This is a genomic window from Leclercia sp. LTM14, assembly GCF_023736175.1.
Classification (GTDB): Bacteria; Pseudomonadota; Gammaproteobacteria; order Enterobacterales; family Enterobacteriaceae; genus Enterobacter; species Enterobacter barmai.
On record NZ_JAIKTT010000003.1, the window covers coordinates 25,639 to 51,862 of the forward strand.

At 48.9% G+C, this 26,224-nt stretch carries 22 protein-coding genes; 21 read left to right on the top strand and 1 reads right to left on the bottom strand.

Annotated elements, in window-relative coordinates; genetic code table 11:
- The first annotated feature begins 127 nt into the window (after window positions 1-127).
- From K5I40_RS09030 to K5I40_RS09130, 21 genes are all read left to right on the top strand, one after another.
- A complete protein-coding gene (locus K5I40_RS09030; protein ID WP_251929681.1) occupies window positions 128-406 on the top strand; it encodes a hypothetical protein in 279 nt (92 codons plus the stop codon).
- A gap of 41 nt (window positions 407-447) precedes the next feature.
- Window positions 448-2,187 carry a polysaccharide biosynthesis/export family protein gene (locus K5I40_RS09035; protein WP_231568139.1) on the top strand — a complete coding sequence of 580 codons (1,740 nt, stop codon included), beginning with the start codon at window positions 448-450 and terminating at the stop codon, window positions 2,185-2,187.
- A gap of 54 nt (window positions 2,188-2,241) precedes the next feature.
- Window positions 2,242-3,042, top strand: coding sequence for an ABC transporter permease (locus tag K5I40_RS09040; RefSeq protein ID WP_223074369.1), 801 nt, complete (start codon window positions 2,242-2,244; stop codon window positions 3,040-3,042).
- 10 nt (window positions 3,043-3,052) lie between these two features.
- Complete coding sequence (locus K5I40_RS09045; protein ID WP_223074370.1) at window positions 3,053-3,703, top strand: ABC transporter ATP-binding protein; 651 nt, start codon at window positions 3,053-3,055, stop codon at window positions 3,701-3,703.
- Between the two features lie 14 nt (window positions 3,704-3,717).
- A complete protein-coding gene (locus K5I40_RS09050; protein WP_223074371.1) occupies window positions 3,718-4,920 on the top strand; it encodes a sugar transporter in 1,203 nt (400 codons plus the stop codon).
- Window positions 4,921-4,982: 62 nt separating this feature from the next.
- Window positions 4,983-5,978, top strand: a complete 996-nt coding sequence (locus K5I40_RS09055) for an SIS domain-containing protein (RefSeq protein ID WP_223074372.1) — start codon at window positions 4,983-4,985, stop codon at window positions 5,976-5,978.
- Window positions 5,979-6,365: 387 nt separating this feature from the next.
- Window positions 6,366-7,256, top strand: a complete 891-nt coding sequence (locus K5I40_RS09060) for a right-handed parallel beta-helix repeat-containing protein (protein WP_251929679.1) — start codon at window positions 6,366-6,368, stop codon at window positions 7,254-7,256.
- A 142-nt stretch (window positions 7,257-7,398) separates the two neighbouring features.
- Window positions 7,399-9,027: a hypothetical protein gene (locus K5I40_RS09065; RefSeq protein WP_251929677.1), complete on the top strand. Its 1,629-nt coding sequence runs from the start codon at window positions 7,399-7,401 to the stop codon at window positions 9,025-9,027.
- 29 nt (window positions 9,028-9,056) lie between these two features.
- Window positions 9,057-10,745, top strand: a complete 1,689-nt coding sequence (locus tag K5I40_RS24005; protein WP_251929696.1) for a hypothetical protein — start codon at window positions 9,057-9,059, stop codon at window positions 10,743-10,745.
- Window positions 10,732-11,175 carry a hypothetical protein gene (locus K5I40_RS09075; RefSeq protein WP_251929675.1) on the top strand — a complete coding sequence of 148 codons (444 nt, stop codon included), beginning with the start codon at window positions 10,732-10,734 and terminating at the stop codon, window positions 11,173-11,175. Before K5I40_RS24005 ends, K5I40_RS09075 begins: the two co-directional genes overlap by 14 nt.
- 17 nt (window positions 11,176-11,192) lie before the next feature.
- Window positions 11,193-11,594, top strand: a complete 402-nt coding sequence (locus tag K5I40_RS09080; protein ID WP_251929673.1) for a glycosyltransferase — start codon at window positions 11,193-11,195, stop codon at window positions 11,592-11,594.
- Window positions 11,595-12,005: 411 nt separating this feature from the next.
- Window positions 12,006-12,602 (top strand): acyltransferase, encoded by a 597-nt coding sequence (locus K5I40_RS09085; RefSeq protein ID WP_223074376.1) that lies wholly within the window; start codon window positions 12,006-12,008, stop codon window positions 12,600-12,602.
- 214 nt (window positions 12,603-12,816) lie between these two features.
- A complete protein-coding gene (kdsA, locus tag K5I40_RS09090; protein ID WP_223074377.1) occupies window positions 12,817-13,614 on the top strand; it encodes a 3-deoxy-8-phosphooctulonate synthase in 798 nt (265 codons plus the stop codon).
- Window positions 13,615-13,702: 88 nt separating this feature from the next.
- Window positions 13,703-14,500 (top strand): 3-deoxy-manno-octulosonate cytidylyltransferase, encoded by a 798-nt coding sequence (gene kdsB / locus K5I40_RS09095; RefSeq protein ID WP_223074378.1) that lies wholly within the window; start codon window positions 13,703-13,705, stop codon window positions 14,498-14,500.
- Entirely contained in the window at window positions 14,500-16,503 is a 2,004-nt protein-coding gene (locus K5I40_RS09100; protein WP_223074379.1) for a capsular polysaccharide biosynthesis protein, read from the top strand. Before kdsB ends, K5I40_RS09100 begins: the two co-directional genes overlap by 1 nt.
- Window positions 16,504-16,588: 85 nt before the next feature.
- Window positions 16,589-17,833: a capsule biosynthesis protein gene (locus tag K5I40_RS09105; RefSeq protein WP_223074380.1), complete on the top strand. Its 1,245-nt coding sequence runs from the start codon at window positions 16,589-16,591 to the stop codon at window positions 17,831-17,833.
- 204 nt (window positions 17,834-18,037) lie between these two features.
- Complete coding sequence (locus tag K5I40_RS09110; protein ID WP_223074381.1) at window positions 18,038-18,934, top strand: YafY family protein; 897 nt, start codon at window positions 18,038-18,040, stop codon at window positions 18,932-18,934.
- A gap of 208 nt (window positions 18,935-19,142) precedes the next feature.
- Window positions 19,143-21,296 carry a carbon starvation CstA family protein gene (locus K5I40_RS09115; RefSeq protein ID WP_138370339.1) on the top strand — a complete coding sequence of 718 codons (2,154 nt, stop codon included), beginning with the start codon at window positions 19,143-19,145 and terminating at the stop codon, window positions 21,294-21,296.
- Window positions 21,297-21,397: 101 nt separating this feature from the next.
- Window positions 21,398-21,601: a YbdD/YjiX family protein gene (locus tag K5I40_RS09120; protein ID WP_032616354.1), complete on the top strand. Its 204-nt coding sequence runs from the start codon at window positions 21,398-21,400 to the stop codon at window positions 21,599-21,601.
- A 10-nt stretch (window positions 21,602-21,611) separates the two neighbouring features.
- Window positions 21,612-22,565 (top strand): GTPase, encoded by a 954-nt coding sequence (yjiA, locus tag K5I40_RS09125; RefSeq protein ID WP_223074382.1) that lies wholly within the window; start codon window positions 21,612-21,614, stop codon window positions 22,563-22,565.
- Window positions 22,566-23,023: 458 nt separating this feature from the next.
- The gene (locus tag K5I40_RS09130) at window positions 23,024-23,569 is read left to right on the top strand and encodes a YfaZ family outer membrane protein (protein ID WP_223074383.1); all 546 of its coding nucleotides are present in this window, start codon (window positions 23,024-23,026) and stop codon (window positions 23,567-23,569) included.
- Between the two features lie 87 nt (window positions 23,570-23,656).
- Here the strand turns inward: K5I40_RS09130 and K5I40_RS09135 are convergent, their stop codons facing one another.
- Complete coding sequence (locus K5I40_RS09135; protein WP_223074384.1) at window positions 23,657-26,194, bottom strand: penicillin G acylase; 2,538 nt, start codon at window positions 26,192-26,194, stop codon at window positions 23,657-23,659.
- Window positions 26,195-26,224: the final 30 nt, after the last annotated feature.

Consider the following 26,224-nt stretch of genomic DNA (forward strand, 5'->3'; position numbering starts at 1 on the left):
AGTTTTAGAATTGTTGGAAAATATTGATCTTATGAAGAATGCAACTCGCCTTCTGGTGATTTCGCTCGCCCTCATGCTGAGTGGCTGCGCATATTCCCCGAAGCAGGTTGAAGCATCCCGACCGCTTGTGAATCAGACTGCTTCTACCGACCTCCAGGCTATGGCAGCCAACCTGCAACAACCTCTGAACACGCTGCCGCAGGGCGCATCGCTCAGCGCCAATGGCAATACCTACACTTTAGGCCAGCGCTATGTCTCTGCCCTTGGGCTGGAATGCATTGAACTGCTGCGTAACCGCAACTACAACCAGTCCCAGCGCGGTGTGACCTGCAAGAACGGTGATACCTGGTATCTGGTACCACAGCTGGAACAGGCTTCCGCCAGTAACCTGCTTGCCGTGCAATAATTTTGAAGAGAAATGTTGTGAAGATAACGAATTTACGGCAATTGAGTGCCGTTCTGTTGCTGGCCTGCGTCTCCTGCGCATCTTTAGCCGCCCCCACCCAGCAAGAAGCCCAGGCTTTTGGGATGAACACCCCGGCAGATAACGGCGATGGCCGACTGCAACTTGGCGGCGAGCAGGCGATGAGCGGCCAGGCGAACACCTCCTCCACCACCGGGACTTTCGCGCAGCAAAACCGTCAGGGCATGTTACTGCCGGGCGAGTCCGACGTGCGTAAATTACTCCCGCAGTCCGAGTCCGGCCTGCCCCCTCCTTACGGCGCCAACCTGTTTGCCGGTGGCTATGAAACCGAGCGCAGCGACGGCCTGAACGATAATTACCTGATTGCTCCTGGCGACAAGCTGAATATCTGGATCTGGGGCGCAGTGAATTTCTCCAACGTCGTGACCGTGGATAATCAGGGTAATATTTTCATTCCTGATGTCGGGCCAATTAACGTTAAAAATGTGGCGGCGAGCAAGGTTAATAACTTAGTCACCAGCCACATCAGCGAAGTATTCACCAATAACGTTAATGTTTACGTTAATTTATTGACCGCGACGCCGGTCAGCGTATATGTCACCGGACCGGTGATCCGCCCTGGACAATATGCCGGACAGTCATCCGACAGCGTTTTATATTTTCTGAAACGCGCGGGGGGTATCGATTCCGACCGCGGAAGCTATCGTCATATTAAAGTATTGCGCCAGAACCGCGTGATCCAGCAGATCGACCTGTACGAGTTTATGCAGCAGGGCAGAATGCCGAAACTGTCGCTGAAAGATCAGGACGTGATCCTGGTTGAACCGCAGGGGCCGATGATCAACGTGGCGGGGAAAGTGCGTAACCCGTTCCGTTTCGAGCTGAAGAACAGCACCGCGCTGGGCTCTGAGCTTATCGACTACGCCCTGCCGCTTGCCAAGGTGAGCCATGTGGGCGTGATTGGCGATCGCTCCAACGGCCCGTTCTCGGTCTATATGCCGTATAAAGATTTCGACCGCATTCAGCTGAGCGACGGCGATAAAGTGCTGTTCAACGACGACATGCATGCGCAGGTGTACGACGTGCAGGTGATGGGCAGCTACCGTGGGCCGTCTTACTTCACCGTGCGTAAAGAGACCCGTTTGCACGATCTGCTGAACCACATCCCGATTGACCCGAACATGGCGGATTACGGCTCGATCTACATCATGCGTAAGAGCGTGGCCGCGCGGCAGAAAGAGATGCTGGAAGACTCCCTCAACCGCCTGGAGCGCAGCGTGTTTACCGCGCCAGCCAGCTCCGACGGTGAAGCCTCCATCCGTACCAAAGAAGCCGAGCTGGTGATGCGCTTTGTGGAAAAAGCCCGCAAGATCCAGCCGCTGGGTAAAGTGGTGGTGTCAGATAAGGGCGTTATCGCCAACATCCTGCTGGAACAGGGCGACCAGATTGTGATCCCGAACAAAACCGACCTGATTCAGGTGGGTGGCGAAGTGATGATGCCGCAGGCGGTGGTGTTCAACAAAAACGCCAGCCTGGAAGACTACGTGGCCTGGGCAGGCGGCTTTACCGACCGTGCGAACGACCAGCGTATTGCCGTGGTACATGCCAACGGGCTGATGGAGTTTAAAGACGGCGGTGATGTGATGCCGGGCGATCAGATTCTGGTCATGCCGAAAGTGGACAGCAAAATGATGCAGTCCATCAAGGACATCACCCAGGTCATCTATCAGGTTGCCGTGGCGGCCAACGTGGTCCTGAATTAACCCTCAACGCGGGCTCGCTTCATCGCGGGCCCGTTCTGTTACATCGGCCTTCTTATGCTTAAACCTGTTCTCAATCAAACGCCCCGCAGCTCGTTCCAGGTGCTGCGCGATGTGACGTTTGGCCTGCTTATTCGTGAACTGAAAACGAGATTTGGGAGTTACCGGCTGGGGTATGCCTGGGCGCTGTTGGATCCGTTGTTGATGATTGGTTTGTTTAGCGCGATTTTTGGGATGCGCGGGCACAGTGGGTTTGGTGGCGCGCCTGCACCGCTCTTTATCACCGCAGGCTATCTGCCGTTTATCTTCTTTAAAAATGTGGTGAGCAAACTGCAGTCAGCGGTCAATGCTAACAAGGGGCTGTTCTGCTACCGCCAGGTGACGCCGTTCTCCACTTTTATCGCCCGATTTATCCTTGAGACCATCGTTGGCATGATGGTCGGCGGCATACTGATCCTGGGATTATTGTGGTTTGGGTTTGATGCCGTGCCAAGCGATCCCTTACAGGTGATCCTCGTTTATCTCATGTTAATGATCTTTTCATTCTCGCTCGGCATCATTTTCTGTGTGACGAGCAATTTAGTTAAAGAAGCCGATAAATTCCTACGTCTATTAATGATGCCGCTCTTGTTTATTTCTTGCGTTATGTATCCTCTAGCGAGCATTCCAGCGCAATATCAACACTGGTTTTTATGGAATCCGTTGGTCCATGCCCTTGAGTTGATTCGTTCAGGTTGGATAAGCGGCTATATCAGTCCGAATGCTAGTTGGGGTTATTTATTCGGAGTAACCTTAATGCTGCTGACGTTTGCCATGTGCTGTTATCGTCTGAACCATCGCCGCCTGATAGCAAGCTAAGAGATATAGCATGATTGTTCTGGAAAATGTCTCCAAGTATTACCCCACCAAATTTGGCCGCAATTATGTTTTGCGGGATGTAAGCATCACGCTGCCGCACAATCGTAATATCGGTATTTTGGGTGTCAATGGGGCAGGTAAATCTACCTTGCTTCGCCTTCTGGGCGGCATGGATATGCCCAATAAGGGCAAAGTCACCCGCCACAGTCGTGTCTCCTGGCCGTTGGCTTTAAATGGCGGTTTTCAGGGAAGTATGACTGGACGGGAAAATACCCGCTTTGTTTGCCGCATCCATGGCGTGCGTGACACCGGGGCTATTGAAGAGTGGGTAAAAGAGTTTTCGGAAATAGGCCAACATTATGAGTTACCGATTAAAGGCTACTCCAGCGGTATGAAATCGAAATTCTCTTTTGCCGTCAGTATGGCCTTTGATTTCGAAATCTACCTGACCGATGAAATTATGTCCGTTGGGGACGCCCGCTTTAAGCAGAAATGTATTGATACTTTTAATCAGAAACGTGAGACCGCCAGCTTAATCATGGTATCGCACGATATGAAAAACTTACGCCAACAGTGTGATATGGGTATTTTGCTGCGCAACGGTACCCTCGAGGTGTTCGACAATATTGACGATGCCATCCGCATTTATCAGAGTTTGTAATTAGCCGAAAAATCATGACCCAACCTATTCGTTCCAATAAAGCATCAGGAATGATGCGTAAGCTGCGCAAGTTAAAAAATAAACCGAAACATTTTATTGTAGACTCCAGCGGATTCCGTCTTGCTCAACGCTCATGGAAGCATAGCCTTAAGCTCGGCAGCTTTATGTGGGTAGTCGCCTGTTTTGCTATCGCTGTTCTCTACTTTGGTTTAATCGCTTCAGACCGCTATGTGAGTCGCGCGCAATTAGTCATTAAACAGGCCGACCAAATAAAGATGTTGCCTGATGCGCTGTCAATGCTGGGCCTGGGTGGAAGCAACCATGAAGATGTGTTGCTTGTACAAGATTACATGAACTCTCCAGATCTGCTCGCAAAACTGGATAAAGAGTTGGGTCTGAAAGCGCATTATCAGAGCCACGATGTCGATTATTTTTCGCGCTTATCTGGTGATGTAAGCCAGGAAGACTTTCTTAAATATTATCGGGAGCATCTGTCATTACGTCTGGACGATATCTCGGGAGTACTAACCATAGAACTGCAAGCCTTTGACCCTGCTTATGGTCAACGCGTGGTTAGCCTGATGCTTAAAGAATCAGAGGGCTTTATCAATAAACTCGGTCATCAGGTAGCACTGGAACAACTGGCTTTTGTCGAAAAAGAGGTCGATCGCGCTTACCAACGTGTTCAGGATGAAAAAGCAAAGGTTCTTGATTTTCAGAACAAACATAATCTGATTAGTCCTGAATCAACCAGTACTGCCCGCTTGGGTGTTGTCAGCCAGATCGAAAGCGAACTGGCAAGTCAGCAAGCGCAACTGAAACAATTGCAGAGCTATATGCGAGACACAGCCCCTGCAGTAATTTCAGTCAAAGCCAGAACGGAAGCCTTAACTGAGCAACTGGCGCAGGAAAAGGCCAGACTCACTGGCACCGATCAGGATGCGATGAATGAAGTTACCGCTCGCTATATGGATGTCCAAACGCAGGCTACTCTGGCCGCCGACCTTTATAAAAGCGGGCTTATCAGCCTGGAGCAAGCTCGGGTTGAGGCGTATCGTAAACTTAAGTACTTGCTTGTAGTGAGCCAACCGTCACTTGCTCAAGATGCAGAATATCCGCGACGTCTCTATAATCTGGCGACTATCGGGGTACTGCTTTGTCTGATGTATGGGCTAATTGTTATGGGTCTTGCTACGTTGCGTGAGCATCAGGACTAACCCCTCTTAAGAACAAAATTAATATCGTTATTTTAATGTAGTCAATTCGAGAAATTTACATTATGAAAAACCAACAGACAGTGGATGTTCGCAGTTTTTATGATGAAGTTCCATTTGATGGGGACATTACCGAAAGTATTGAACAGACATTTAAACAGCAAGGCGAGACGTTGCTTAATTTGTCAGAGCAATTTAACAAAGCGCAATACAAGTTAGCCCTGTCGTTGATGCTACAGTGCAAGGGCCACGTTATTATTTGTGGTATGGGCAAATCGGGTCACGTAGGGCGTAAAATGTCTGCGACATTTGCTTCCACCGGTACCCCTAGTTTTTTTGTACACCCTGCAGAAGCTTTTCATGGTGATCTAGGAATGATCACTTGTGATGACGTGGTTATTTTAATTTCAAATAGCGGAGAAACTGATGAGATATTAAAGCTCATCCCTTCGCTAAAAAATTTTGGCAACCGTACTATCGCAATCACTGGCGGGTTACAATCTACCTTGGCCAAAAACGCTGATGCAGTATTAGAAATAAAAATGCAAAGTGAATCTTGTCCTAACAACCTTGCACCGACGACATCTACTACGCTAACTATGGCAATCGGTGATGCATTGGCATCCGCGTTGATGAATAAACGCCACTTTATGCCAAATGATTTTGCCAGATTCCACCCCGGTGGTAGCCTGGGCCGCCGTTTATTAACTCGTTTAAAAGATGTAATGAGTCAACGACTTACAAAGGTATCCCCCGATTCGCCTTTAAAGGAAGTTATTGTAGATATGACTCAGGGTCATCATGGTATAGCGCTAGTAATAAAAGCACATATACTTATCGGAGTCATTACCGATGGAGATTTGCGAAGAGCGATGACAAGAAATGATTTTGATTTAAACACCTTCAAAGCAGAGGATATTATGACGCTGAACCCCATTACCGCGTCTCAGTATTCAATGTTAAGTGATGCGGAAGATTTAATGAGAGAGTGTCAAATAAAGCAACTTCTAGTAGTAGATGATACAAATACACCTGTGGGCATTTTAGATTTTTATAATTAGTAGTACTTCGCACTATGTTAGGAGTTGCAAGTAATAAAATATTTCTTTTTACTTTCGAAAAATTATTTTCAAAAAGTAGCAACTCCTTACTTAAAAATAATATTAACTTCATTATAGTATTAATTTAAAATTCTCATTTTTTAAAAATTATAAAGTACAAAAAACCCAACTCATTTTCACTATTTTAATTTACTGTTAAAAGCAAATAATAATTAAATTATAAAATTAATAAGCGAATTTTACTGCTATGTTTTTAATCATAGTAAAATATATTAGGTTATAACTTCATTACTTACTTCAATAAAAAACTTAAAATTACGCAAGGATTTATTAAAAGACATTAATACATCAAGCACAAATAAATTATTAGAGATGAGTCATAAGTTCATGATTTATAATAAATTCGCTATTTTTACAAAGCTTCCTTTTATTTCCCTAATGCTTTTCAGTAGATTTTCATTATCGGAAATGCTTTGTGAACTACCAACATCTCTAAAAGGTAATATTACATTAAATAAAAGTTGTATATATAGTGGCGGCTTAACTATTGCGGATAGTTACACATCATTGGATTGTAACGGTGCAGAGATTGATGCAAGTAAATTCAAAGATGGTATTTTGATTAGTTCAAAAGGGAAAGAAATTAAAAATATAACTATAAAAAACTGTAAAATAAAAAATGCTATTGAATCTGGAATACGTTCCTCATGGTTAGGACGCGACACTAACAAATCAAAGGAATTGAATAGATATCTAAAAACCCCGCACAAAATCATTATTGACAATGTTGAAATAATTAAATCTGGAAAAAATGGTATTTTCATAGATGATTATTCTTCATTCGTTACTATCAAGAAATCTACTATCAAATACTCTGGCTCAACCGCTATATATATAGAGCATGACTCGAAAAATAACATTATTGATAGTAACTTAATACAATTTAATGGTTATAAAAATGATTTCCCTAGGCGAGAAGCTATAGCAATTGATTCCTCTCAACATAATATTATCATTAATAATAATTTTATTAATAATGGCTTGGGAGGGATTTTTATCTACAAGAATTGTAGCGAACAAATTCATAGTGGCAAACAAGAAATAAGAAAAATGCATTCTAACTATAATGTAATTGAAGGAAATCACTTTGAAAATGAAAAAATAGGTGTTTGGCTGGCTTCAAGACAGAATAAAAATTTAAAAAAATGGATTGTGGCGATGAACCTATTGATATTGAAAGATTTTATTTTCGAGATTATGCTGATCATAATAAGGTAATCAACAATTTTTTTAATTATGTCAAAGTTCCTATTATCGATTTTGGTAAAGAAAACAATATATCTGGAAACGTCATTAATTAATTTTATAGCTATCATATGACATTCCTATTCGAAATTAATTATATAGAGGTATTGAGTAAGTGAATAGAAAATTTAAAAAACTTTTAAAAAATCCCAGTTTATATTTCAAAGATGCAATTGGCAATTATAAAAAAAGAAATGATGCTGAAACTGAAGGGATGATTTTTGCATTTCATATAAATGAATGGAAACGACCTATTATTAAATCATGGTTTAGCGATCGAAACTTTACATTTGTTCCTTTTAATTTCAAAAATAACACCATCAAAAATAATTGGCTAAATAAAATTAAAAACACAAAAAATGCCGAGATTTTTGTATGGGGAATGAATTTGCCTGAACCATTTTCTTCTCTCAACATAAAAAAAACTTTTATAGAAGATGGATTTATCCGTTCGATAGGTTTAGGCGCGTCCCATACACCACCTCTATCACTTAATTTTGACTCCAAAACTCTTTACTTCAATGCTCGCGAAGAGTCTGATCTTGAGCTCCTACTTAATACAGCCAAATTTGATGAGCATATTCTCACTAGAGCTAAAAAACTTAAAGAAAAATTAATTTCTACTGGCATTAGCAAGTATAACAACTCCTCTCCAGTAGATTTGTTTAAGATCTATGGAGAAAAAAATGCTAAAAGAATCTTGGTTATTGGGCAAGTTGAAGATGATGCATCAATTGAATACGGCTCAAAAATAAAATATACTAATAATGATCTTGTTACACTTGCCAGATTAGAGAATCCAGATGCACAAATTTTCTATAAACCTCATCCGGATGTACTTAATGGTTTTCGGAAATACCAGTCCAATCCTCAGGATGTAAAAAATATATGCCAAGTCATTACACAAGATCTCCCTCTGTCCCAAGCATTTAAAACAATAGACCATGTTTATACCATTTCTTCTTTGGCTGGATTTGAAGCCCTGATTAGAGGCATTCACGTAACTACTTTAGGGTGCCCTTTCTATTCAGGATGGGGATTAACTGATGACAGGCAAGAGAATCCTCGCCGACAACGCACTCTTACGGTAGATGAGCTTTTTGCTGGAGCGTACATACAATATCCAAAATATTTCGATCCTATTTATAGGAAATATATTACGCCAGAAGAAGCATTAGAAGTGCTTGTTCGCCAAAGGGAATTGGTGCACCATTCGCAGGCTGAAGAATTAAAAGAGCTTGAAAATATAGTTACAACTACATTCTGTTTCCGTATTAATGATTGGAAACGGCCTATTATTGAAAGTTGGTTTCCTGATAAAAAATTCGTTTATGTGCCTTTTAATTTTAAAGATAGGGAAATGACAAAAAAATGGGTTCAGAAGATAAAGAATACGAAAAAATCCGAAATGCTAATTTGGGGAATGAAACTGCCAGAAGCATTTAGGAATATTGAAATTAAGAAAATTTATGTAGAAGATGGGTTTTTGCGTTCAATTGGGCTTGGGGCTGCACATACACCTCCGATTTCACTTAATTTTGATTCAAAAACCCTTTATTTCAATGCTCGTGAAGAGTCAGATTTAGAGGTAATCCTTAACACTTTTAAATTTGATGCAGACTTGTTAAAAAGATCTCAAGAATTCAGAGAAAAATTAATTTCATCGGGGATTAGCAAATATAATAATTCCTCTCCAGTAGATATCTCATCTATATATGGAGAAAAAAATCAAAAAGAGTTTTAGTAATTGGCCAAGTCGAAGATGATGCATCTATTGAATACGGCTCAACAATAAAATATACAAATAATGAACTAGTGACCATTGCTAGATTAGAAAACCCCAATGCTCAAATTATCTATAAACCTCATCCAGATGTACTTAATGGTTTCCGAAAATACCAGTCCAACCCCCAGGATGTGAAAAATATATGTCAAATAATCACCCAAGATCTTCCTTTGTCGCAAGCATTTGAAACGATAGATCATGTTTATACTATATCTTCTTTGGCTGGCTTTGAAGCTCTTATAAGAGATATCCGTGTGACTACATTAGGATGCCCTTTTTATTCAGGATGGGGGTTAACTGATGACAGGCAAGCAAATTCACGTCGTCAACGTAAACTTTCAATTGATGAACTTTTCGCTGCCGCCTATATTCTGTATCCAAAATATTTCGATCCTATTTACAAGAAATATATTTCACCGGAAGATGCATTAGAGGCCCTTATTCGGCAGAGAGATATAATCCATCAATCACAAGTTGAATCTACTAAATATAGCGAAAAACCAATGACAACCGTTTTCGGTTTTCATATCAACGATTGGAAACGGCCGATTATTGAAAGCTGGTTTCCTGACAAAAAATTCTTATATGTACCTTTCAATTTTAAAGATAAAGAAACATTAAAAATTTGGGTTAAAAAGATAAAAGACACAAGAAATGCAGAAATGCTGATTTGGGGAATGAAACTACCCGTAGCATTCAGTAAGCTTGAAATTAAGAAAACCTATGTAGAGGATGGTTTTTTGCGTTCTGTCGGCCTTGGCGCAGCACACACACCACCGCTTTCACTTAATTTTGATTCAAAAACTCTGTATTTCAATGCTAGAGAAGAATCCGATTTAGAGGTTCTACTTAATTACTTTGATTTTGATGAAAACATGCTAAATAGATCTCGTGAATTTAGAAAAAAGTTAATACATTCTGGTATAAGTAAGTATAATAACTCATCACAAGTTGATATTAACTCTGTTTATGGCCAGAAAAAATCAAAAAGAATTTTAGTTATTGGTCAGGTTGAAGATGATGCCTCTATTGCATATGGTTCCGCAATAAAATATACAAATAATGATATTGTGACAATTGCAAGACTTGAAAACCCTGAAGCACAAATTATTTATAAACCTCATCCTGATGTAATTAACGGATTCAGAAAACACCAGTCTAATCCTCAGGATGTAAAAAATATATGTCAAGTTATCACTCAGGATGTTCCTTTAGCCCAAGCACTCGAAACCATAGATCATGTTTACACTATATCCTCTCTTGCTGGTTTTGAAGCTCTAATACGCGAAATAAAAGTAACTACGATGGGTTGCCCTTTCTACTCTGGTTGGGGCTTGACAGATGATAGACAGCCAAATTCTCGGCGTACACGTGTTTTAAATATTGATGAGATCTTTGCCGCATCATATATCATATACCCAAAATATATGAATCCACTCACTCGAAAACATATCTCCCCTGAAGAAGCTCTTGATTTCTTAATAAAAATGAAAGAATTTAGCACATGCCAAACTACGATTGCTAATAATGTTCAATTGGAAAATAATGTAAAATTAGATGAGCTTCTGCTAATACGAGATGATATCCAAAACCTACAAGAGACGATTAGTTTATTATCTAAGCGCATTGATTCCCATCTCATCGAGCATGTGAAAAAAAGCCATGTTACAAATTAATGTTTATTGCTTAGACAAAGGCTGGCTCTTTAATGATTTAAAAGAGCTATTTAATATTGCTGGTTGTAAAGCTAGTACTAATCCTCAAAATAATTGTGACGCCTGGATATGCATTCGCTCATCAGAATTAAAGTTTTCACCAGATATTACGCGAACAATTGTCCAGGTTCATAATATGGAACCTCACGATATTCATTTATTTAATGCAGCATTGGGAGTTGTTTTTACTCATCCTATGCAAGAATGGTTGTGGCGGCGAAGCGGGTATAATGGAACATCTATTACGATACCAATCGGAACCCGGAAAATTATTCAGCCTCATGCCATTATGCCTCAGCGACCTACGGTTGGTTTTTTTTGCGGAGAAAATAGATTTAAATGGAAAGGATCTGATGTCTTCAAAAAAGTCGTTATTGCTGCAAAAAAATAGTCGATTTTGATGTTTTAATGATAGGACGTGGCTTAGATCATATTTCTGATTTAGGACTTTATGAGAAGAGAGCAGCAAATCCAGATGATTATTCAAGAATAGATTTACTTTTTACAGCATCTATAAGCCCAGGCGTACCTTTAAGCGTTTATGAAGCTTGTGCGTGTGGCAAAATAGTAATTACAACTCCACGATGGTTTCCTCCGGGGCGTTGGCCCTCTGTAAAAACAGGGCAGACACATAGAGAATTAACTAAACATCTTATATCTGCATTGAAAAATCGTGAAAATCATTTTAACAATGCTATTAAATATGCATCTTCACCATATATATTGGAGGACTGGATCATCAAAAACATTGATTTTTTGAATAAAAAACTTAAGCGCAATCTTGATATCATTAATAAATTACCAAGGTAGTTAATAACAACCAAGGAAAATAGTTTATAATCCTACTCTCTTTTATTGATTATTAAACTAAAGCCAATAACTCAGTGTGCAACGTCAAATTCTTTATAATAAACAAATTTATTTTACCTATCACCACAAAATATTTTGCTAATGATTCAAGTGTTTCTTTTTAAATTCGATTAAACTTTAGTGTATTTAGTATTTAATTATTAAATTTGCTTACGCTACAACCTACGCTTACTACGCATACGAATAATATTATCTGCATTAGGTTGCTATTGTAGGCATGGCCAGCGTAAACGTATATCACCTTTCAATGCTGATGGCTTGGGGTAAATAGTATTGGATCTGGTTCATTTTAAGAATTATAATCCATATATATGATTATTCACTTCAAGAATGGTAAGTAATGAGATTTCAATGAAAAACATAAAAGTTAACGGCAATTTTTCTGAAAATAAAATAATTTCATCTGGGATTGAAGCTTTAGGTGACAATCAGATAAAGTTTTGGAATAAATCGTCTGGCAATATAATAAAATTCGGCAACTCTTTTTATTGTAATAACCTCAACATTGTATTTAAAGGTAATAATAATAAATTAATTATTGGTGATGATGTCAAATTTACTGGTCACATTCTTATTGTTGGTTCCAACCGAACAGTTCAAATTGGTAATGGCACTACTGCGCAAGGAGTTTATATTTTAAGCAGAGATGCAGATGTTACAATAGGTAATAACTGCATGTTTTCAAGGGAGATAGAAATCCGTTCCACTGACGTTCATAAGATTTATGATTTAGCAACCGGTGATCGACTTAACTTGGCTAAAGACATTATCATTGGTAATCATGTTTGGATTGCGGCAAGGGCTATTGTATCTAAAGGTGCCATAATCCCAGATGGATGTGTAATTGGTGCTTCATCTTTTGTAAACAAGGCTTTTGATATTCAGAACTGTATAATTGCAGGTACACCAGCAAAAGTTATTAAAGAAAATATAAGATGGGAAAGGTAATTTCATAACGCGTACTATTTATTAGTAATTTCATCAGTATGAGCGCCCCCATTTATTTTTGAAGATAACTATCAAATAATGTAATATTTCTTATATCTTCTACTAACCTGAACATAATGAACCCATGAGTATCTTTCTGATATCTATTGAATAGTTATCGACAATACATCTGAAAATTAATTAGTTACATTTTTAATCACTAAAGGAATATACCGTGTTTTTAATTGCAGGCCCTTGCGTAATTGAATCAGAGCAACTCGTCATGGACGTTGCCGGACGTATCAAAGAAATCACCGACAAACTGGGTATGGAATACATTTTCAAATCCAGTTTCGACAAAGCTAACCGTAGCTCTACCGATAGCTTCCGTGGCCCGGGCATGGAACGTGGCCTGCAGATCCTGCAAAAGGTTAAAGAGACCTATGGCTTACGTGTATTAACCGATGTGCACGAAGACACTCCAGTAGAAGAAGTTGCCTCTGTTGTTGATGTTCTGCAAACTCCCGCTTTCCTGGTGCGTCAGACTAACTTTATCCAGCGTGTCGCTCGTTGTGGCAAGCCTGTGAACATCAAAAAAGGTCAGTTCCAGGCACCGTGGGATATGGAGCAGGTAGTTAAGAAATGCCATGAAGTTGGCAACCAGGATATCTGGCTGTGCGACCGTGGCACCTCATTTGGCTACAACACCTTGATCTCTGATATGCGTGGCCTGCCGGTAATGCGTCGCACCGGCTGTAAAGTTGTCTTTGATGCCACTCACTCTGTGCAGCAACCGGGCGGACAGGGTGCTACCAGTGGTGGTCAACGTGAATTTGTTCCTGTACTAGCGCGTGCTGCCATAGCTGTCGGTGTAGATGGCCTGTTTATGGAAACGCACCCAGAGCCAGCTAAGGCATTAAGTGATGGGCCGAATATGTTGCCTCTTTCTGTCATGGAAGAGATGTTGACCGTATTAGCTGAAATCGATCAAGTTACTCGCTCTCACCGCTTCCTCGAAGATACTTTGATTTAAGTATTTTCCCCTCACTATCGACGAAAAGGCGTATTCAATAATACGCCTTTGCTTTATCCGCCCTGCCGCTAAATTAATGGACTTTTTTATGCCTTACAAAATTGTAATTCCAGCCCGTTATGGTTCCAGTCGTTTACCGGGTAAGCCCCTGGCGTTGATTGATGGTCGCCCTATGGTTTGGCATGTATGGCAACGTGCACTGGAAACCGGGATCACATCTGCGGATATCTGGATTGCAACCGATGATCAACGCATCTATGACACAGCCATGGATTTCGGTGCCAATGTGGTGATGACCGATGTTAACCACAGCTGCGGTACTGACAGACTTGCCGAAGTCGCTAAGCTGCAAGGCTGGGCTGACAATGAGATCGTGGTCAATGTACAGGGCGACGAACCTCTGCTTCCCGCACATCTGATCAAGCTAGCAGCTGATACCTTAGCAGCCGATCGTGAGAGTGGTATTGCTACACTGGCATGCCCTATCATGGATTTCGAGCAAGTTATGGCTCCACAGTGCGTCAAGGTAGTAACAAATGCAGCAGGTCAGGCACTCTATTTTTCTCGTGCGCCTATTCCATGGGATCGGGACACGTTTGCCCAGTTGAAAGCTACTGATGCAGATGTTGCGCTCACTGGCGCAACGTCGAGCTGGTTACGTCATATCGGTTTATACGCTTATAAAGTCAGTACCCTGATGTCTCTGAGCAATCTTCCTGTCTCTCCGATCGAGCAACTGGAGTCACTTGAACAGCTAAGAGCACTCTGGCATGGCATCAAGATTGCCGTTGCCCGTGTCGAACAGGCTCCTCCGCACGGTGTTGATACCCCGGAAGATCTGGTACGTATCCAGCGTCATTTCGAGTCTGAGGTTGCAACAGCATAATGACGGTTTGGGTCAGCAGCAAAGGTGTGTATATCCGCCGCCATCAGATTGCCCCTCTTCTTGGGCAGGATGTTGAGCGCTATACGTTGCGATCGCAAGTAGTAACAGGAGATCTGTTTGCTGGCTGGGGCCAGAAAGCCAATACCCGCCAGATCAAACAAAAAGCCCATGAACTCGGGTTGCCGTACTGGCAGCTGGAAGATGGCTTTATCGGGTATATTGGCCATCCCGCCAGAGGGGGCAAAGCCGTCTCCCTGATCGCCGACCCTGTAGGGATTTACTACGACGCCCGCCAGCCGAGCCGCCTTGAGCAGCTGATCGCCACACCATGCGATGACAAGATGCTGGCCCGCGCTGAGGCACTGGTCTCTGCGCTGCTGCGACACGGCATCACCAAGTACAACTGCTATGCCGCGGGCAGCGGTTTACCCGACGCGCTGGCGGCACGTCTGCGCGGCGATGCGCGCCCGAAAGTCTTGCTGATCGACCAGGTGGCGGGGGATCTCTCTATCCCCGGCGCGCTGGCGAGCGAAGACGATTTTGTTGAGATGGTGGCGGCGGCGCGACGTAACCACCCGGGTGCCCGCCTGCTGCTGCGTACCCATCCGGATACCCGGCTCGGCAAAAAGAGCGGCGTGCTGGCGCGTCTGGAACTGGATGACGTGGACGTGGTGGCCGATCACTGCCATCCCCACGCCCTGCTGAACGAGGTAGAGGCGGTCTATACCGTCTCCTCCCAGATGGGCTTTGAAGCGCTGCTGCTCGGCAAAGCGGTGTACTGCTTTGGCATGCCGTTTTACGCCGGGTGGGGATTAACCCACGACAGCAAATCCTGCCCGCGTCGCCAGACGCAGGTCAGCCTGCCCCAGCTGGTAGCGGCGGCGCTGATCCTCTATCCACGCTATCTGGATCCAGTCCTGGGCCAGCGCTGCGAAGTGGAGCAGGTACTGGAGATCGTTGCCGGTCAGCAGAGTCCTGCGCCACAGTATCGCCGCCTCTACATGGTGGGCTTCTCGCTGTGGAAGCGTGCCTTTATGCGCGCCTTCTGCCAGCCGCTGGCCGAGGAGCTGCGCTTTGTGCGCGCGTTACCGCAACAGCTGGCCGCCGACGAGCAGGTGCTGGTGTGGGGCAGCCGCCACCCTGAACTCCAGAGCGCCATCCGGGTGGAAGATGGCTTTATCCGCTCCCGGGGGCTGGGCTCGAACCTGTGCCGTCCGTCGTCGCTCTCCATCGACCCGGTGGGGATCTACTTCGACAGCCGCCGTCCGAGCGGCCTGGAGCAGCTGCTTAATCAGCATCAGCTCACCGACCAGGAGTTAACCCGCGGTGCCGCGCTGGTGGATCTGCTTCGCCAGCACGGGGTAAGCAAATACAACGTCGGCACCGTCCAGCCGTTTACCCCGCCCGGTGACGGACGTTCGCTGGTGCTGGTGGTGGGCCAGGTGGATGGCGATGCCTCGATCCTCACCGGCAGCCCGGTCGTGCGCAGCAACGAAGCGCTGCTGTGGGCGGTACGCGCCGCAAGACCAGAGGCGCATATCCTGTTTAAACCGCATCCGGACGTGGTGGCGGGCAACCGGGCAGGCGCCATCTCGGACGCCTGTCTGGCCAGCTGCGTCGACAGCCAGGTGCTGGATCTGGGCCTCACCAGCCTCTATCCCCACGTGGACGAGCTGCACACCATGACCTCGCTGAGCGGCTTCGAAGCGCTGGTGCAGGGGGTGAAGGTCACCACCTGGGGCCAGCCGTTCTACAGCGGCTGGGGGCTGACCGAAGATATGCACCCTGCCCCGCGTCGCCAGCGCACCTTGCCCCTGGCAGCGCTGGTCTATCTGACGCTGGTGGCCTATCCGCGCTACATCGACTGGCAGAGCGGGCTGTGGATGAGCCCGGAACAGTTAATACGCCAGCTGGCCGTGCAGGGTAACTCCTCATCGCAAAAAGCCAGCCGCTGGCAGCGCTGGCAGCTCAAACTGAGCTATCTGGCGCAGACGCTTCGTTAGAAAACTATTTATCCCTGAAAATTAAAGAAAAGCGGTCATCAAGCCGTTAACTCACCTGTCTCATCAAACGGATCTGGGAAACGAAATGGAAGAGCAAGCTATCCGCCATTTATTAAGTGGCCGCCGATATCTTTTGTTACAAGGACCGATGGGCCCCTGCTTTGCGCGTCTGGCGACCTGGCTGCAGCACAGCCACCGCGAAGTGAAGCAGGTCTGCTTTAATGCCGGAGACGCCTGGTATGCCGCGAAAGAGACGTCGCTGCACTACACCGGCCCGGTGAAAAACTTTGCCTTCTGGCTGCGCGATCTGCACAAAGACTACGCCTTCGATACCATCGTCTGCTTCGGCGATTGCCGTCCGATGCATATCGAAGCGAAGAAGTGGGCGCGGAGTAAATCCATCGACTTCCTCGCGTTTGAGGAGGGCTATTTCCGTCCGTTCTATATCACCCTCGAAAAAGGCGGCGTGAACGCCTTCTCTTCGATGCCCATCGACGCGAAATACTACCGCGAACAGCCCCTGCCGGAGCTGCCCGCCCCGACGCCGTGGAAGCCGAGCGCCTTTAACCGCGCCGCCCACGCCATGCTCTACTACGCGGCGGGCTGGTTTGGCCGCCACCGCTATCGCGGCTACCGCCACCACAAGTCGTTCTCCCCGTGGTATGAGATGCGCTGCTGGTTCCGTGCCGGTCGCCGCAAGCTGTGGTACCGCTGGAAGCAGCGCCACATGCTGAGCCATATCACCCAGACGCTGGATAACGAGTACTACCTGGCGATTTTGCAGGTCTATAACGACAGCCAGATTATTCACCACAGCCCGTATAAAGACGTGCGTGACTATATCGAAACCGTGATCCGCTCCTTTGCCCGCCACGCGCCGAAGGAGCGCCATCTGGTGTTCAAGCATCACCCGATGGATCGTGGTCACCGTTTTTATGGCGTGCTGATTAACACCCTGTGCGAAAAGTACGGCATCGCCGGCCGGGTGATCTATATCCACGACCTCTCCCTGCCCGCCCTGTTGACCCACACCCGGGGGGTGATCACCGTTAACAGCACCGCCGGGCTGTCGGCGCTGATCCACAACAAACCGCTGAAGGTAATGGGCAAAGCGCTCTACGACATCGACGGCTTAACCTGGCAGGGGCCGCTGAACCAGTTCTGGCAGGCGAACTTCGCCCCGGACAAACAGCTGTTCCAGCGTTTTCGTACCCATCTGCTCTATCACACGCAGATCAACGCCGTGTTTTACGGCAAGTCCGACTGGCTCAACGTCCCGACAGCCCTCCCCCTGCCGGAAGCCCTTACCGATTCCGAACCCGAACACTAATTCGCTGCGCGCCGGGGAAATTGCCCCGGCGGATCCGATCTGCCCCTCGCTTTTATCCCCTCGTTGCAAAAATCCCTAATGTTTATCCCAAACCTGGCCGTTATAACCTAAGACAAATTTATATGCTGAACCCCGCACTGACATATTTTGTCAGCCTGCACCGGCATAATTCACAGCAATGTTTTAGTTCACGGGAAAGCTTATATGACAATTCCGACCAGGAGTCGCTCGGCTGAAAGGTTGGTAGATATTCTGCTGGAGCTTCATTTACACGGCGTGGTTAACCGCCAGGCATTGATGCATAAATTTAATATTACTGAGCGCACCGTCTATCGCGATCTGAATGCACTTTCGCCGATTGTGGAGTACACCGGAGACGGGCAGTACCGGCTTATTCATGCCCCGCAGGGCCATGCCGGTCAGGGGCTGCATCACGTCATTGCTAACTTCCTGAATGTGGATGACTATTTCCCTGAAAAGGGGGGCGATTTCTGGGAGAAACTGGAGGCAAGAGCGGAAGAAAACCATATTATGATCCTCGGTGGCGATGCCGAGCGAAAAGAGAAATGGGATATTCACGCCCAGCTGGCGGCCTTCGAAAAGGCGATTAAGAGCCAGCAGGTTTGCCAGATCCTGTATAAAGGAAAGACCCGACAGCTTAATCCTTATAAAGTAATTAACAAAAAGAATATATGGTATTTACAAGCCACCGAAAACGGCAGATTGAAATCGTTTTCTTTAAGCCTGATCCAGTGGCTGGATATTCGCAGCGAAACCTTCACCCCGGATAACGACACCCTCGAATTGCTGGAAAAGAATCCCGACCCGTGGGTCAGCGAAGAGACATTCGAAGTGGATGTGCTTATTCCCGCGGCCATTGCGCACTATTTTAAACGCCGCGATCTGCTGCCCGGCCAGGAGGTTCTGGCGGAAGACAAACACGGCATTACCCTGCGCTGCCACGCGGCCCATGAAAACCAGATCCTGCCCCTGCTCTTCTACTGGCTGCCAAACATTCAGGTGCTGGAACCGGCCTGGCTGAGGCAGAAGTTCGTTGCCACCCTCGAAACCTATCTGGCTGAGGTGGAGTGCTCCCCCTGACATCGTGATCCGCTTCACACTATTCCCCCTGCCGACGGCGAGCCTGAACCACTCGCCCTCGCAGTTGACCGTTCATCCCGCCATATAACCACTCACAGATTTACCTTCCTTTACACGCGCGAGGCTCTGGCAAGATCGCCGCAGCATTAACCAATATCTCTCACAGCGAACCCTGACGCTTTTTTCATCTAAAAAACCAGGTCTTATTATGGATATCAAAAAACTACTTAAGCACGTTCCCTGGCTGCTGCTCGGGATCCTCGGTGCCTGTTGTCTGGCCGTCGTCGCCCTGCGCCGCGGCGAGCATATCAGCGCCCTGTGGATCGTCGTGGCCTCCGTGTCGGTCTATCTGGTGGCGTACCGCTACTACAGTCTCTACATCGCGCAGAAGGTCATGAAACTCGACCCGACCCGCGCCACCCCGGCGGTCATCAACAATGACGGCCTGAACTACGTGCCAACCAACCGCTACGTGCTCTTTGGTCACCACTTTGCGGCCATCGCAGGCGCGGGTCCGCTGGTCGGCCCGGTTCTGGCGGCGCAGATGGGCTACCTGCCGGGTACCCTGTGGCTGCTCGCGGGCGTGGTGCTGGCGGGTGCGGTGCAGGACTTTATGGTGCTGTTTATCTCTTCCCGCCGTAACGGCGCGTCTCTGGGTGAGATGATCAAAGAAGAGATGGGCCGCGTGCCGGGCACCATCGCCCTGTTCGGCTGCTTCCTGATCATGATCATCATCCTTGCGGTGCTGGCGCTGATCGTGGTGAAAGCGCTGGCGGAAAGCCCGTGGGGTGTGTTCACCGTCTGCTCAACCGTGCCGATTGCGCTGTTCATGGGGATCTACATGCGATTCCTGCGTCCAGGCCGCGTGGGTGAAGTGTCGGTGATCGGGATTGTGCTGCTGGTGGCGTCGATTTACTTCGGCGGCGTGATTGCCCACGACCCGTACTGGGGCCCGGCGCTGACCTTTAAAGACACCACCATCACCTTCGTGCTGGTCGGGTATGCCTTTGTCTCTGCCCTGCTGCCGGTATGGCTGATCCTGGCGCCGCGCGACTACCTGGCGACCTTCCTGAAAATCGGCGTGATCGTTGGTCTGGCGATCGGCATCGTGATCATCAACCCTGAGCTGAAAATGCCTGCGGTGACCCAGTACGTTGACGGTACCGGTCCACTGTGGAAAGGCGCGCTGTTCCCGTTCCTGTTTATCACCATCGCCTGCGGTGCGGTCTCTGGCTTCCACGCCCTGATCGCCTCCGGCACCACGCCAAAACTGCTGGCGAATGAAAACGACGCCCGTCTGATCGGTTACGGCGCAATGCTGATGGAGTCCTTCGTGGCCATCATGGCGCTGGTGGCAGCGTCCATCATCGAGCCGGGTCTCTACTTCGCGATGAACACCCCACCAGCAGGCCTGGGCATCACCATGCCGAACCTGCATGAGATGGGCGGTGACAACGCGGCGCTGATCATGGCGCAGCTGAAAGATGCGAGTGCCCACGCGGCGGCAACCGTCAGCTCCTGGGGCTTTGTGATCTCCCCTGAGCAGATCATGCAGACCGCGAAAGACATCGGTGAACCGTCGGTTCTGAACCGTGCCGGTGGCGCACCAACCCTGGCGGTCGGTATCGCTCACGTGTTCCACAAAGTGCTGCCATGGGCGGACATGGGCTTCTGGTACCACTTCGGTATTCTGTTCGAAGCGCTGTTCATCCTTACCGCACTGGACGCCGGTACCCGTGCAGGCCGCTTTATGCTGCAGGATCTGCTGGGTAACTTCGTGCCGTTCCTGAAGAAAACCGACTCGCTGGTGGCGGGTATCCTGGGCACCGCGGGCTGCGTTGGCCTGTGGGGTTATCTGCTTTATCAGGGCGTTGTCGACCCGCTGGGCGGCGTGAAGAGCCTGTGGCCACTGTTCGGTATCTCTAACCAGATGCTGGCGGCGGTAGCCCTGGTGCTCGGCACCGTGGTGCTGGTGAAGATGAAGCGCACCAAATACATCTGGGTGACCGTGGTTCCAGCCCTCTGGCTGCTGCTCTGCACCACCTGGGCGCTGGGTCTGAAACTGTTCAGCACCAACCCGCAGCTGGAAGGCTTCTTCTTCATGGCTAACCAGTACAAAGAGAAGATTGCCGCAGGCGGCGGTGAGCTGACGGCCCAGCAGGTTGCCAACATGAACCATATCGTGGTGAACAACTACACCAACGCGGGTCTGAGCATTCTGTTCCTGGTGGTGGTCTACAGCATCATCTTCTACGGCATCAAAACCTGGATGAAAGTGCGTAACGCCGACGGCCGTACCGATAAAGAGACCCCGTACGTCCCGGTTCCTGAAGGCGGCGTGAAGACCTCTTCACACCATTAATCCTCTCTCTTCCCCCTCTCCCCTTTGGGGAGAGGGCCGGGGTGAGGGGAAACAACGCCCGGCGATTCCCCTCGCCGGGCTTTTTCTTATCAGGATGGGTTATGTTTGGTAACTTAGGCGAAGCAAAAAAATACCTCGGTCAGGCGGCAAAAATGCTGATTGGCATTCCGGACTATGACAACTACGTTGAGCATATGAAGACCAACCATCCGGATAAGCCGTACATGACCTACAACGAATTCTTCCGCGAGCGTCAGGAAGCGCGCTACGGCGGAGGTGGAGAAGGCGGCGTACGCTGCTGCTAAAGGAGAAACCATGACACCGATTGCAGTTACCCTACTCACCGGCTTTCTCGGCGCGGGCAAAACCACCCTGCTGCGCCACATCCTCAACGAACAGCACGGCTTCAAAATCGCGGTTATCGAGAACGAGTTCGGTGAAGTCTCGGTGGACGACCAGCTGATTGGCGATCGCGCCACCCAGATCAAAACCCTGACCAACGGCTGCATCTGCTGCACCCGCTCAAACGAACTTGAAGATGCCCTGCTCGACCTGCTCGACAGCCGCGATCGCGGTGAGATCGATTTCGACCGCCTGGTGATTGAGTGCACCGGCATGGCCGACCCTGGCCCGATTATCCAGACCTTTTTCTCCCACGAAATCCTCTGTCAGCGCTACCTGCTGGACGGCGTGATCGCCCTGGTCGACGCGGTGCACGCCGACGACCAGATGAACCAGTTCACCATCGCCCAGTCGCAGGTGGGCTACGCCGACCGCATCCTGCTGACCAAAACCGACGTGGCGGGCGAGAGCGATAAACTCCGCGAACGTCTGACCCGCATCAACTCGCGCGCGCCAATCTATACCGTTACCTTTGGCGATATCGACCTGGCACAGCTGTTCAACACCAACGGCTTTATGCTGGAAGAGAACGTCACCACCAGACCGCGTTTCCACTTTATGGCCGACAAGCAGAACGACGTCTCCTCGATTGTCGTCGAGCTGGATTACCCGGTGGATATCAGCGAGGTCTCACGGGTAATGGAGAACCTGCTGCTGTCGTTTGCCGACAAACTCCTGCGCTACAAAGGGATGCTGTGGATCGACGGTGAACCGAACCGCCTGCTGTTCCAGGGCGTGCAGCGCCTGTACAGCGCCGACTGGGACCGCCCGTGGGGCGACGAGCAGCCGCACAGCGTGATGGTGTTTATCGGTTTAGAATTGCCGGAAGATGAGATCCACGCCGGGTTCGCGGCGTTGCGTAAATAGCCGCACAGACTTTCCCCTCTCCCCTATGGGGAGAGGGCTAGGGTGAGGGGAAAACGCCTGATGGCGCTGCGCTTATCAGGCCTACGGTCATGTAGCTCCGGTAAGCGCAGCGCCACCGGGGGCAGTCGGGCGAAAGGCAGTAAAGTTACCGCTCAAAATGTAAATCCACGTATTTATCTGTTACATCAGAAACATTATTGGAAATTATAAGAACTCCAATTAATTCATGGCTAACCAGTTTTTCCCCGCCGTTCAGCTTCTATTTAGCCAATAATCTAAACCGCCTCTCAACGTGAAAAACTTAACGATTGACGCGGCGGTATCGAAACCTTTCAAACACATCATCAGCACAATTTCCAAACAAAATCAGCATAAAACCTCGCTCACAGTCACATTTGCAGCCGTAAACCTCGCCTGTTAGGGTGTTCGCAGACAAATTAGATGACGAGGCATAAAACATGAAAAAGCTTAATATCTTCATTCTTTCTGCACTGACCGCGATCTCTGGCTCCGCGATGGCGATGGGCGGCAGCATTGAGCAGGGCAAAAACTTCACCAACCTGAACCTTGAGATGGGTAAATCTTCCTCAGGTCTGTATGCCGAAAGCAACTGGCTGAAAAACACTGACGACGGCACCCAGACCGGCGGCGTTGGCGCGGGCTACAACGTTGAAGTGGGCCCGGTAATGCTGAATGCCGGGGCAAAAGCCATCTACATCGGGCCGAAAAAAGGCGATAACGGCGTGGCGTTCCCTGTCGGCGGCGGCGTAAACGTTGCTCTGACCGACAGCATTAACGTGTTCGGTGAAGGTTATGTCGCCCCGGAAGGGCTGAACAACAGCGTGAAAAACTACGTTGAAGCCAACGGCGGCGTGAGCTGGACCCCGGTCAAACCCGTCACGCTGAAAGTGGGTTACCGCCACGTGAGCGTTGATGGCAAAGACGGCCGCCCGAACCACACCCTGATTGACGGCGCCTACGTTGGCGGCGGCGTAAGCTTCTAAAGCACCTGATGGCGCTGCGCTTATCAGGCCTGCGGATCACGTAGGCCCGTGCAAGCGCAGCGCCGCCGGGCAAAACTGCACTCACTCTTACCGTTGCACCTGCATCACTTCCTGCGACTCCTGATGCGCCGCCACCTCCTGCGGGGTTAACCACAGCGGTTTACGCCCGAAGGTTTCATACATCTTAAGCTGATCGCGATAGTGCTTATCCGGCGTACCGTCCGGAGCGATAAAACCGCTCTGCCCGGGGGCCATCACATCCCACGCCAGCACCGGCGCTTTTTGCGAGGTCGGCGAGAAGACAATCATGTCGTTCTCCGTACCGCGGTTCTGATACTCCGCCTGATGCACGGCCTCTTCCGGGGCCGCCTGGGGCACGCCAAAGAAGTTGTTCGCGCGGAAGGTCAGCGCCATCGCCGGGGTTTTCCACTGAGCGATGTCGTTGCCGTACTGCTTCGACAGCGTCTGCCAGGCCTCTTGCAGGGCGGCTAAAATCACCTCCTGCTGCGGCTTGCCGTTAAACAGATCCACCGTCTGCGGGATCGCGGACTTGTCCCCCTGCAATGCCTCGTACAGCAGCTTCGCCCCCACGCTGATGTTCAGCGAACCGGTCGGCCCGTCCTGGGTGGTTTCATACCCGCTGGCGCTGTACCACTTGTCGAACGGCTGCGGTACCGCCGCCGCGACGGTCTGCTTCAGCATGCTGGTCAGCCAGGCATTGAGGATCGCCGAGCCCGGCTGTTGCAGGGTTTTGCCGTCGTCATTGAGCAGGTTCACCCCGTCCCAGTCGCTGAGCAATTTCACCATCTGCTGACGCGGATCCTCTCCCGGCAGTTGCGCAGTGGCATTTTGCAGGGACGGTAAAAACAGCCGACGGGTCAGATCCTGACGGCTGGTTTGCTTAATCAGATCCCAGGCCTGTTCGTAAGTGAAGGTGGGTTGTTTATCGATAAGCTGGCTGATCTCAGTCACGCGATCCGCACTGCCCCACAGGAAGGCAAAAAGATCCGAGGCCGGATACCCCTGCTGGGGAGAGTTGTTCCAGTTGGCGATATAGCCCGATTTCGGGTTATAGACCTTTGGATTGAGATCGAACGACAGCAGTCCCTGCCAGTCCCACTTGCCGGTACCCGGCACCGGCAGACGCGGATCGTGCCCCGGCTGGCGCTTCGGATAGGCCCCGCCATGGACATAGCCGATATTGCCGTCGATATCCGCGTAGTACCAGTTGATGGTCAGCGCCTGCTTCGCCGCCTGCTGCGTCCACTCCTGCCAGTTTTTGGCCTTCATCTGATGGGTCCAGGCCAGCAGAGACGCCACCTCTTTACCCTCCCAGGCGCGGGCTTTGGCATAGGCCGTCTGGGTGGCGGTGTCGGTCTTGATCACGTTGCCGTGAAGGGTGCGGTAGACGGTAAAGGTCTCCGGCTGCCCGTCTTTGACCTTGATCGTCTCTTCCCGGCTGAGCATCTTCACCCACTCGCCGTTATGCAGGTAGTAGCCGGGTTTATCGGCAGAGAGTTGTTCCGCAAAGATGTCGACATCATCGCCGAACCCGGCGGTCGATCCCCAGGAGATGGTGCCGTTATGGCCAAACACCAGCCCCGGATAGGCGAACGGCGTATTCCCCGTCACATCATAGCCCGCGCCGTGTAAGCCGATGCCGTAGGTGTAGGCTGGCGCATACCAGCCAAACTGCGGGCCATTGACCATGATCGCTTTGGCGTCCTGTGATTTGCTTTTGCCCAGCACCCACATGTTGCTGGTGGTGGGATACCCCGCCAGACCGTTAGCGCCGCCGTGAACGAACTGCGCCATGATAGTCTCGCGGTTTTGCGCCGAGGTCAGCGCCAGCAGCCCGCCATCATCCCCTTTCGCTGGCCGGTCCAGCATCGGCGGCGTTATGTCGTAGCGCGGCAGCAGCGCGGCGGTCTGGGTGGTGGTCAGATCGAATTTAACCGGATACTGACTCTCCTGCGGGGCGATGGTGGTGGGCGCCGCCGGGTTCACCAGCCATTTCAGCTGGTTAAAGACCGCCATCCCTTTCACGCCGTATTTATCTTTTAGCGCGGTGAGCAGAGCCAGATTGTCGATTTCGCTGTTGGCATCCGAAAAACGGTTCGCCATGGTGCCAACAAACACCATCGCCACGTCGAAGGCTTCCCAGCGTTTTGGCGCAAAGCCGAAGGTGGTGAACTGCTTTGGCAGCAGCTTGCCGGGATCGCGGTTGACCTGGTCTATCCAGGCGTTCATCCCGTCGGCATAGCCCTGCAGAATGGCTTTGTCATCGGCGTCCAGGGCATCAATCTGCGCGCGGATCGTCTCCGGCCAGAAGTTCTGGCGAATGTCCTTGTCGAATTTAACAAAGGTCTTGCCCAGCACTTCCGCTACCTGTCCCTGGGTGCTGCGTCGCGCCATCTCCATCTGGAACAGGCGATCCTGGGCGACGACATAGCCGTAACCATAGAACAGACGGTAGGTATCATCTGCGTAGATATGCGGCATGCCGTACTCATCGCGCACGATTTTGACTTCGGTTGAGGGGGTTTCAGCTCGCGCTGTCAGGGTCCATGTGCAGGCCAGGGATGCCACAATACAGTTCACGATCATACGGCTTCTGTTTATCATTGTATCCTCTTGCAGGTGTATGATTAGCGG

Coding starts and splice junctions, on each gene's coding strand:
- K5I40_RS09075 (WP_251929675.1), top strand. CDS start 10,732: ATGTTACAAATTAATGTTTATTGCTTAGACAAAGGCTGGCTCTTTAAT.
- yjiA (WP_223074382.1), top strand. CDS start 21,612: ATGACACCGATTGCAGTTACCCTACTCACCGGCTTTCTCGGCGCGGGC.
- K5I40_RS09085 (WP_223074376.1), top strand. CDS start 12,006: ATGAAAAACATAAAAGTTAACGGCAATTTTTCTGAAAATAAAATAATT.
- K5I40_RS09100 (WP_223074379.1), top strand. CDS start 14,500: ATGACGGTTTGGGTCAGCAGCAAAGGTGTGTATATCCGCCGCCATCAG.
- K5I40_RS09060 (WP_251929679.1), top strand. CDS start 6,366: ATGATTTATAATAAATTCGCTATTTTTACAAAGCTTCCTTTTATTTCC.
- K5I40_RS09050 (WP_223074371.1), top strand. CDS start 3,718: ATGACCCAACCTATTCGTTCCAATAAAGCATCAGGAATGATGCGTAAG.
- K5I40_RS09110 (WP_223074381.1), top strand. CDS start 18,038: ATGACAATTCCGACCAGGAGTCGCTCGGCTGAAAGGTTGGTAGATATT.
- K5I40_RS09105 (WP_223074380.1), top strand. CDS start 16,589: ATGGAAGAGCAAGCTATCCGCCATTTATTAAGTGGCCGCCGATATCTT.
- K5I40_RS09115 (WP_138370339.1), top strand. CDS start 19,143: ATGGATATCAAAAAACTACTTAAGCACGTTCCCTGGCTGCTGCTCGGG.
- K5I40_RS09080 (WP_251929673.1), top strand. CDS start 11,193: ATGATAGGACGTGGCTTAGATCATATTTCTGATTTAGGACTTTATGAG.
- K5I40_RS09120 (WP_032616354.1), top strand. CDS start 21,398: ATGTTTGGTAACTTAGGCGAAGCAAAAAAATACCTCGGTCAGGCGGCA.
- K5I40_RS09040 (WP_223074369.1), top strand. CDS start 2,242: ATGCTTAAACCTGTTCTCAATCAAACGCCCCGCAGCTCGTTCCAGGTG.
- K5I40_RS09130 (WP_223074383.1), top strand. CDS start 23,024: ATGAAAAAGCTTAATATCTTCATTCTTTCTGCACTGACCGCGATCTCT.
- kdsB (WP_223074378.1), top strand. CDS start 13,703: ATGCCTTACAAAATTGTAATTCCAGCCCGTTATGGTTCCAGTCGTTTA.
- K5I40_RS09135 (WP_223074384.1), bottom strand. CDS start 26,194: ATGATAAACAGAAGCCGTATGATCGTGAACTGTATTGTGGCATCCCTG.
- K5I40_RS09045 (WP_223074370.1), top strand. CDS start 3,053: ATGATTGTTCTGGAAAATGTCTCCAAGTATTACCCCACCAAATTTGGC.
- K5I40_RS09055 (WP_223074372.1), top strand. CDS start 4,983: ATGAAAAACCAACAGACAGTGGATGTTCGCAGTTTTTATGATGAAGTT.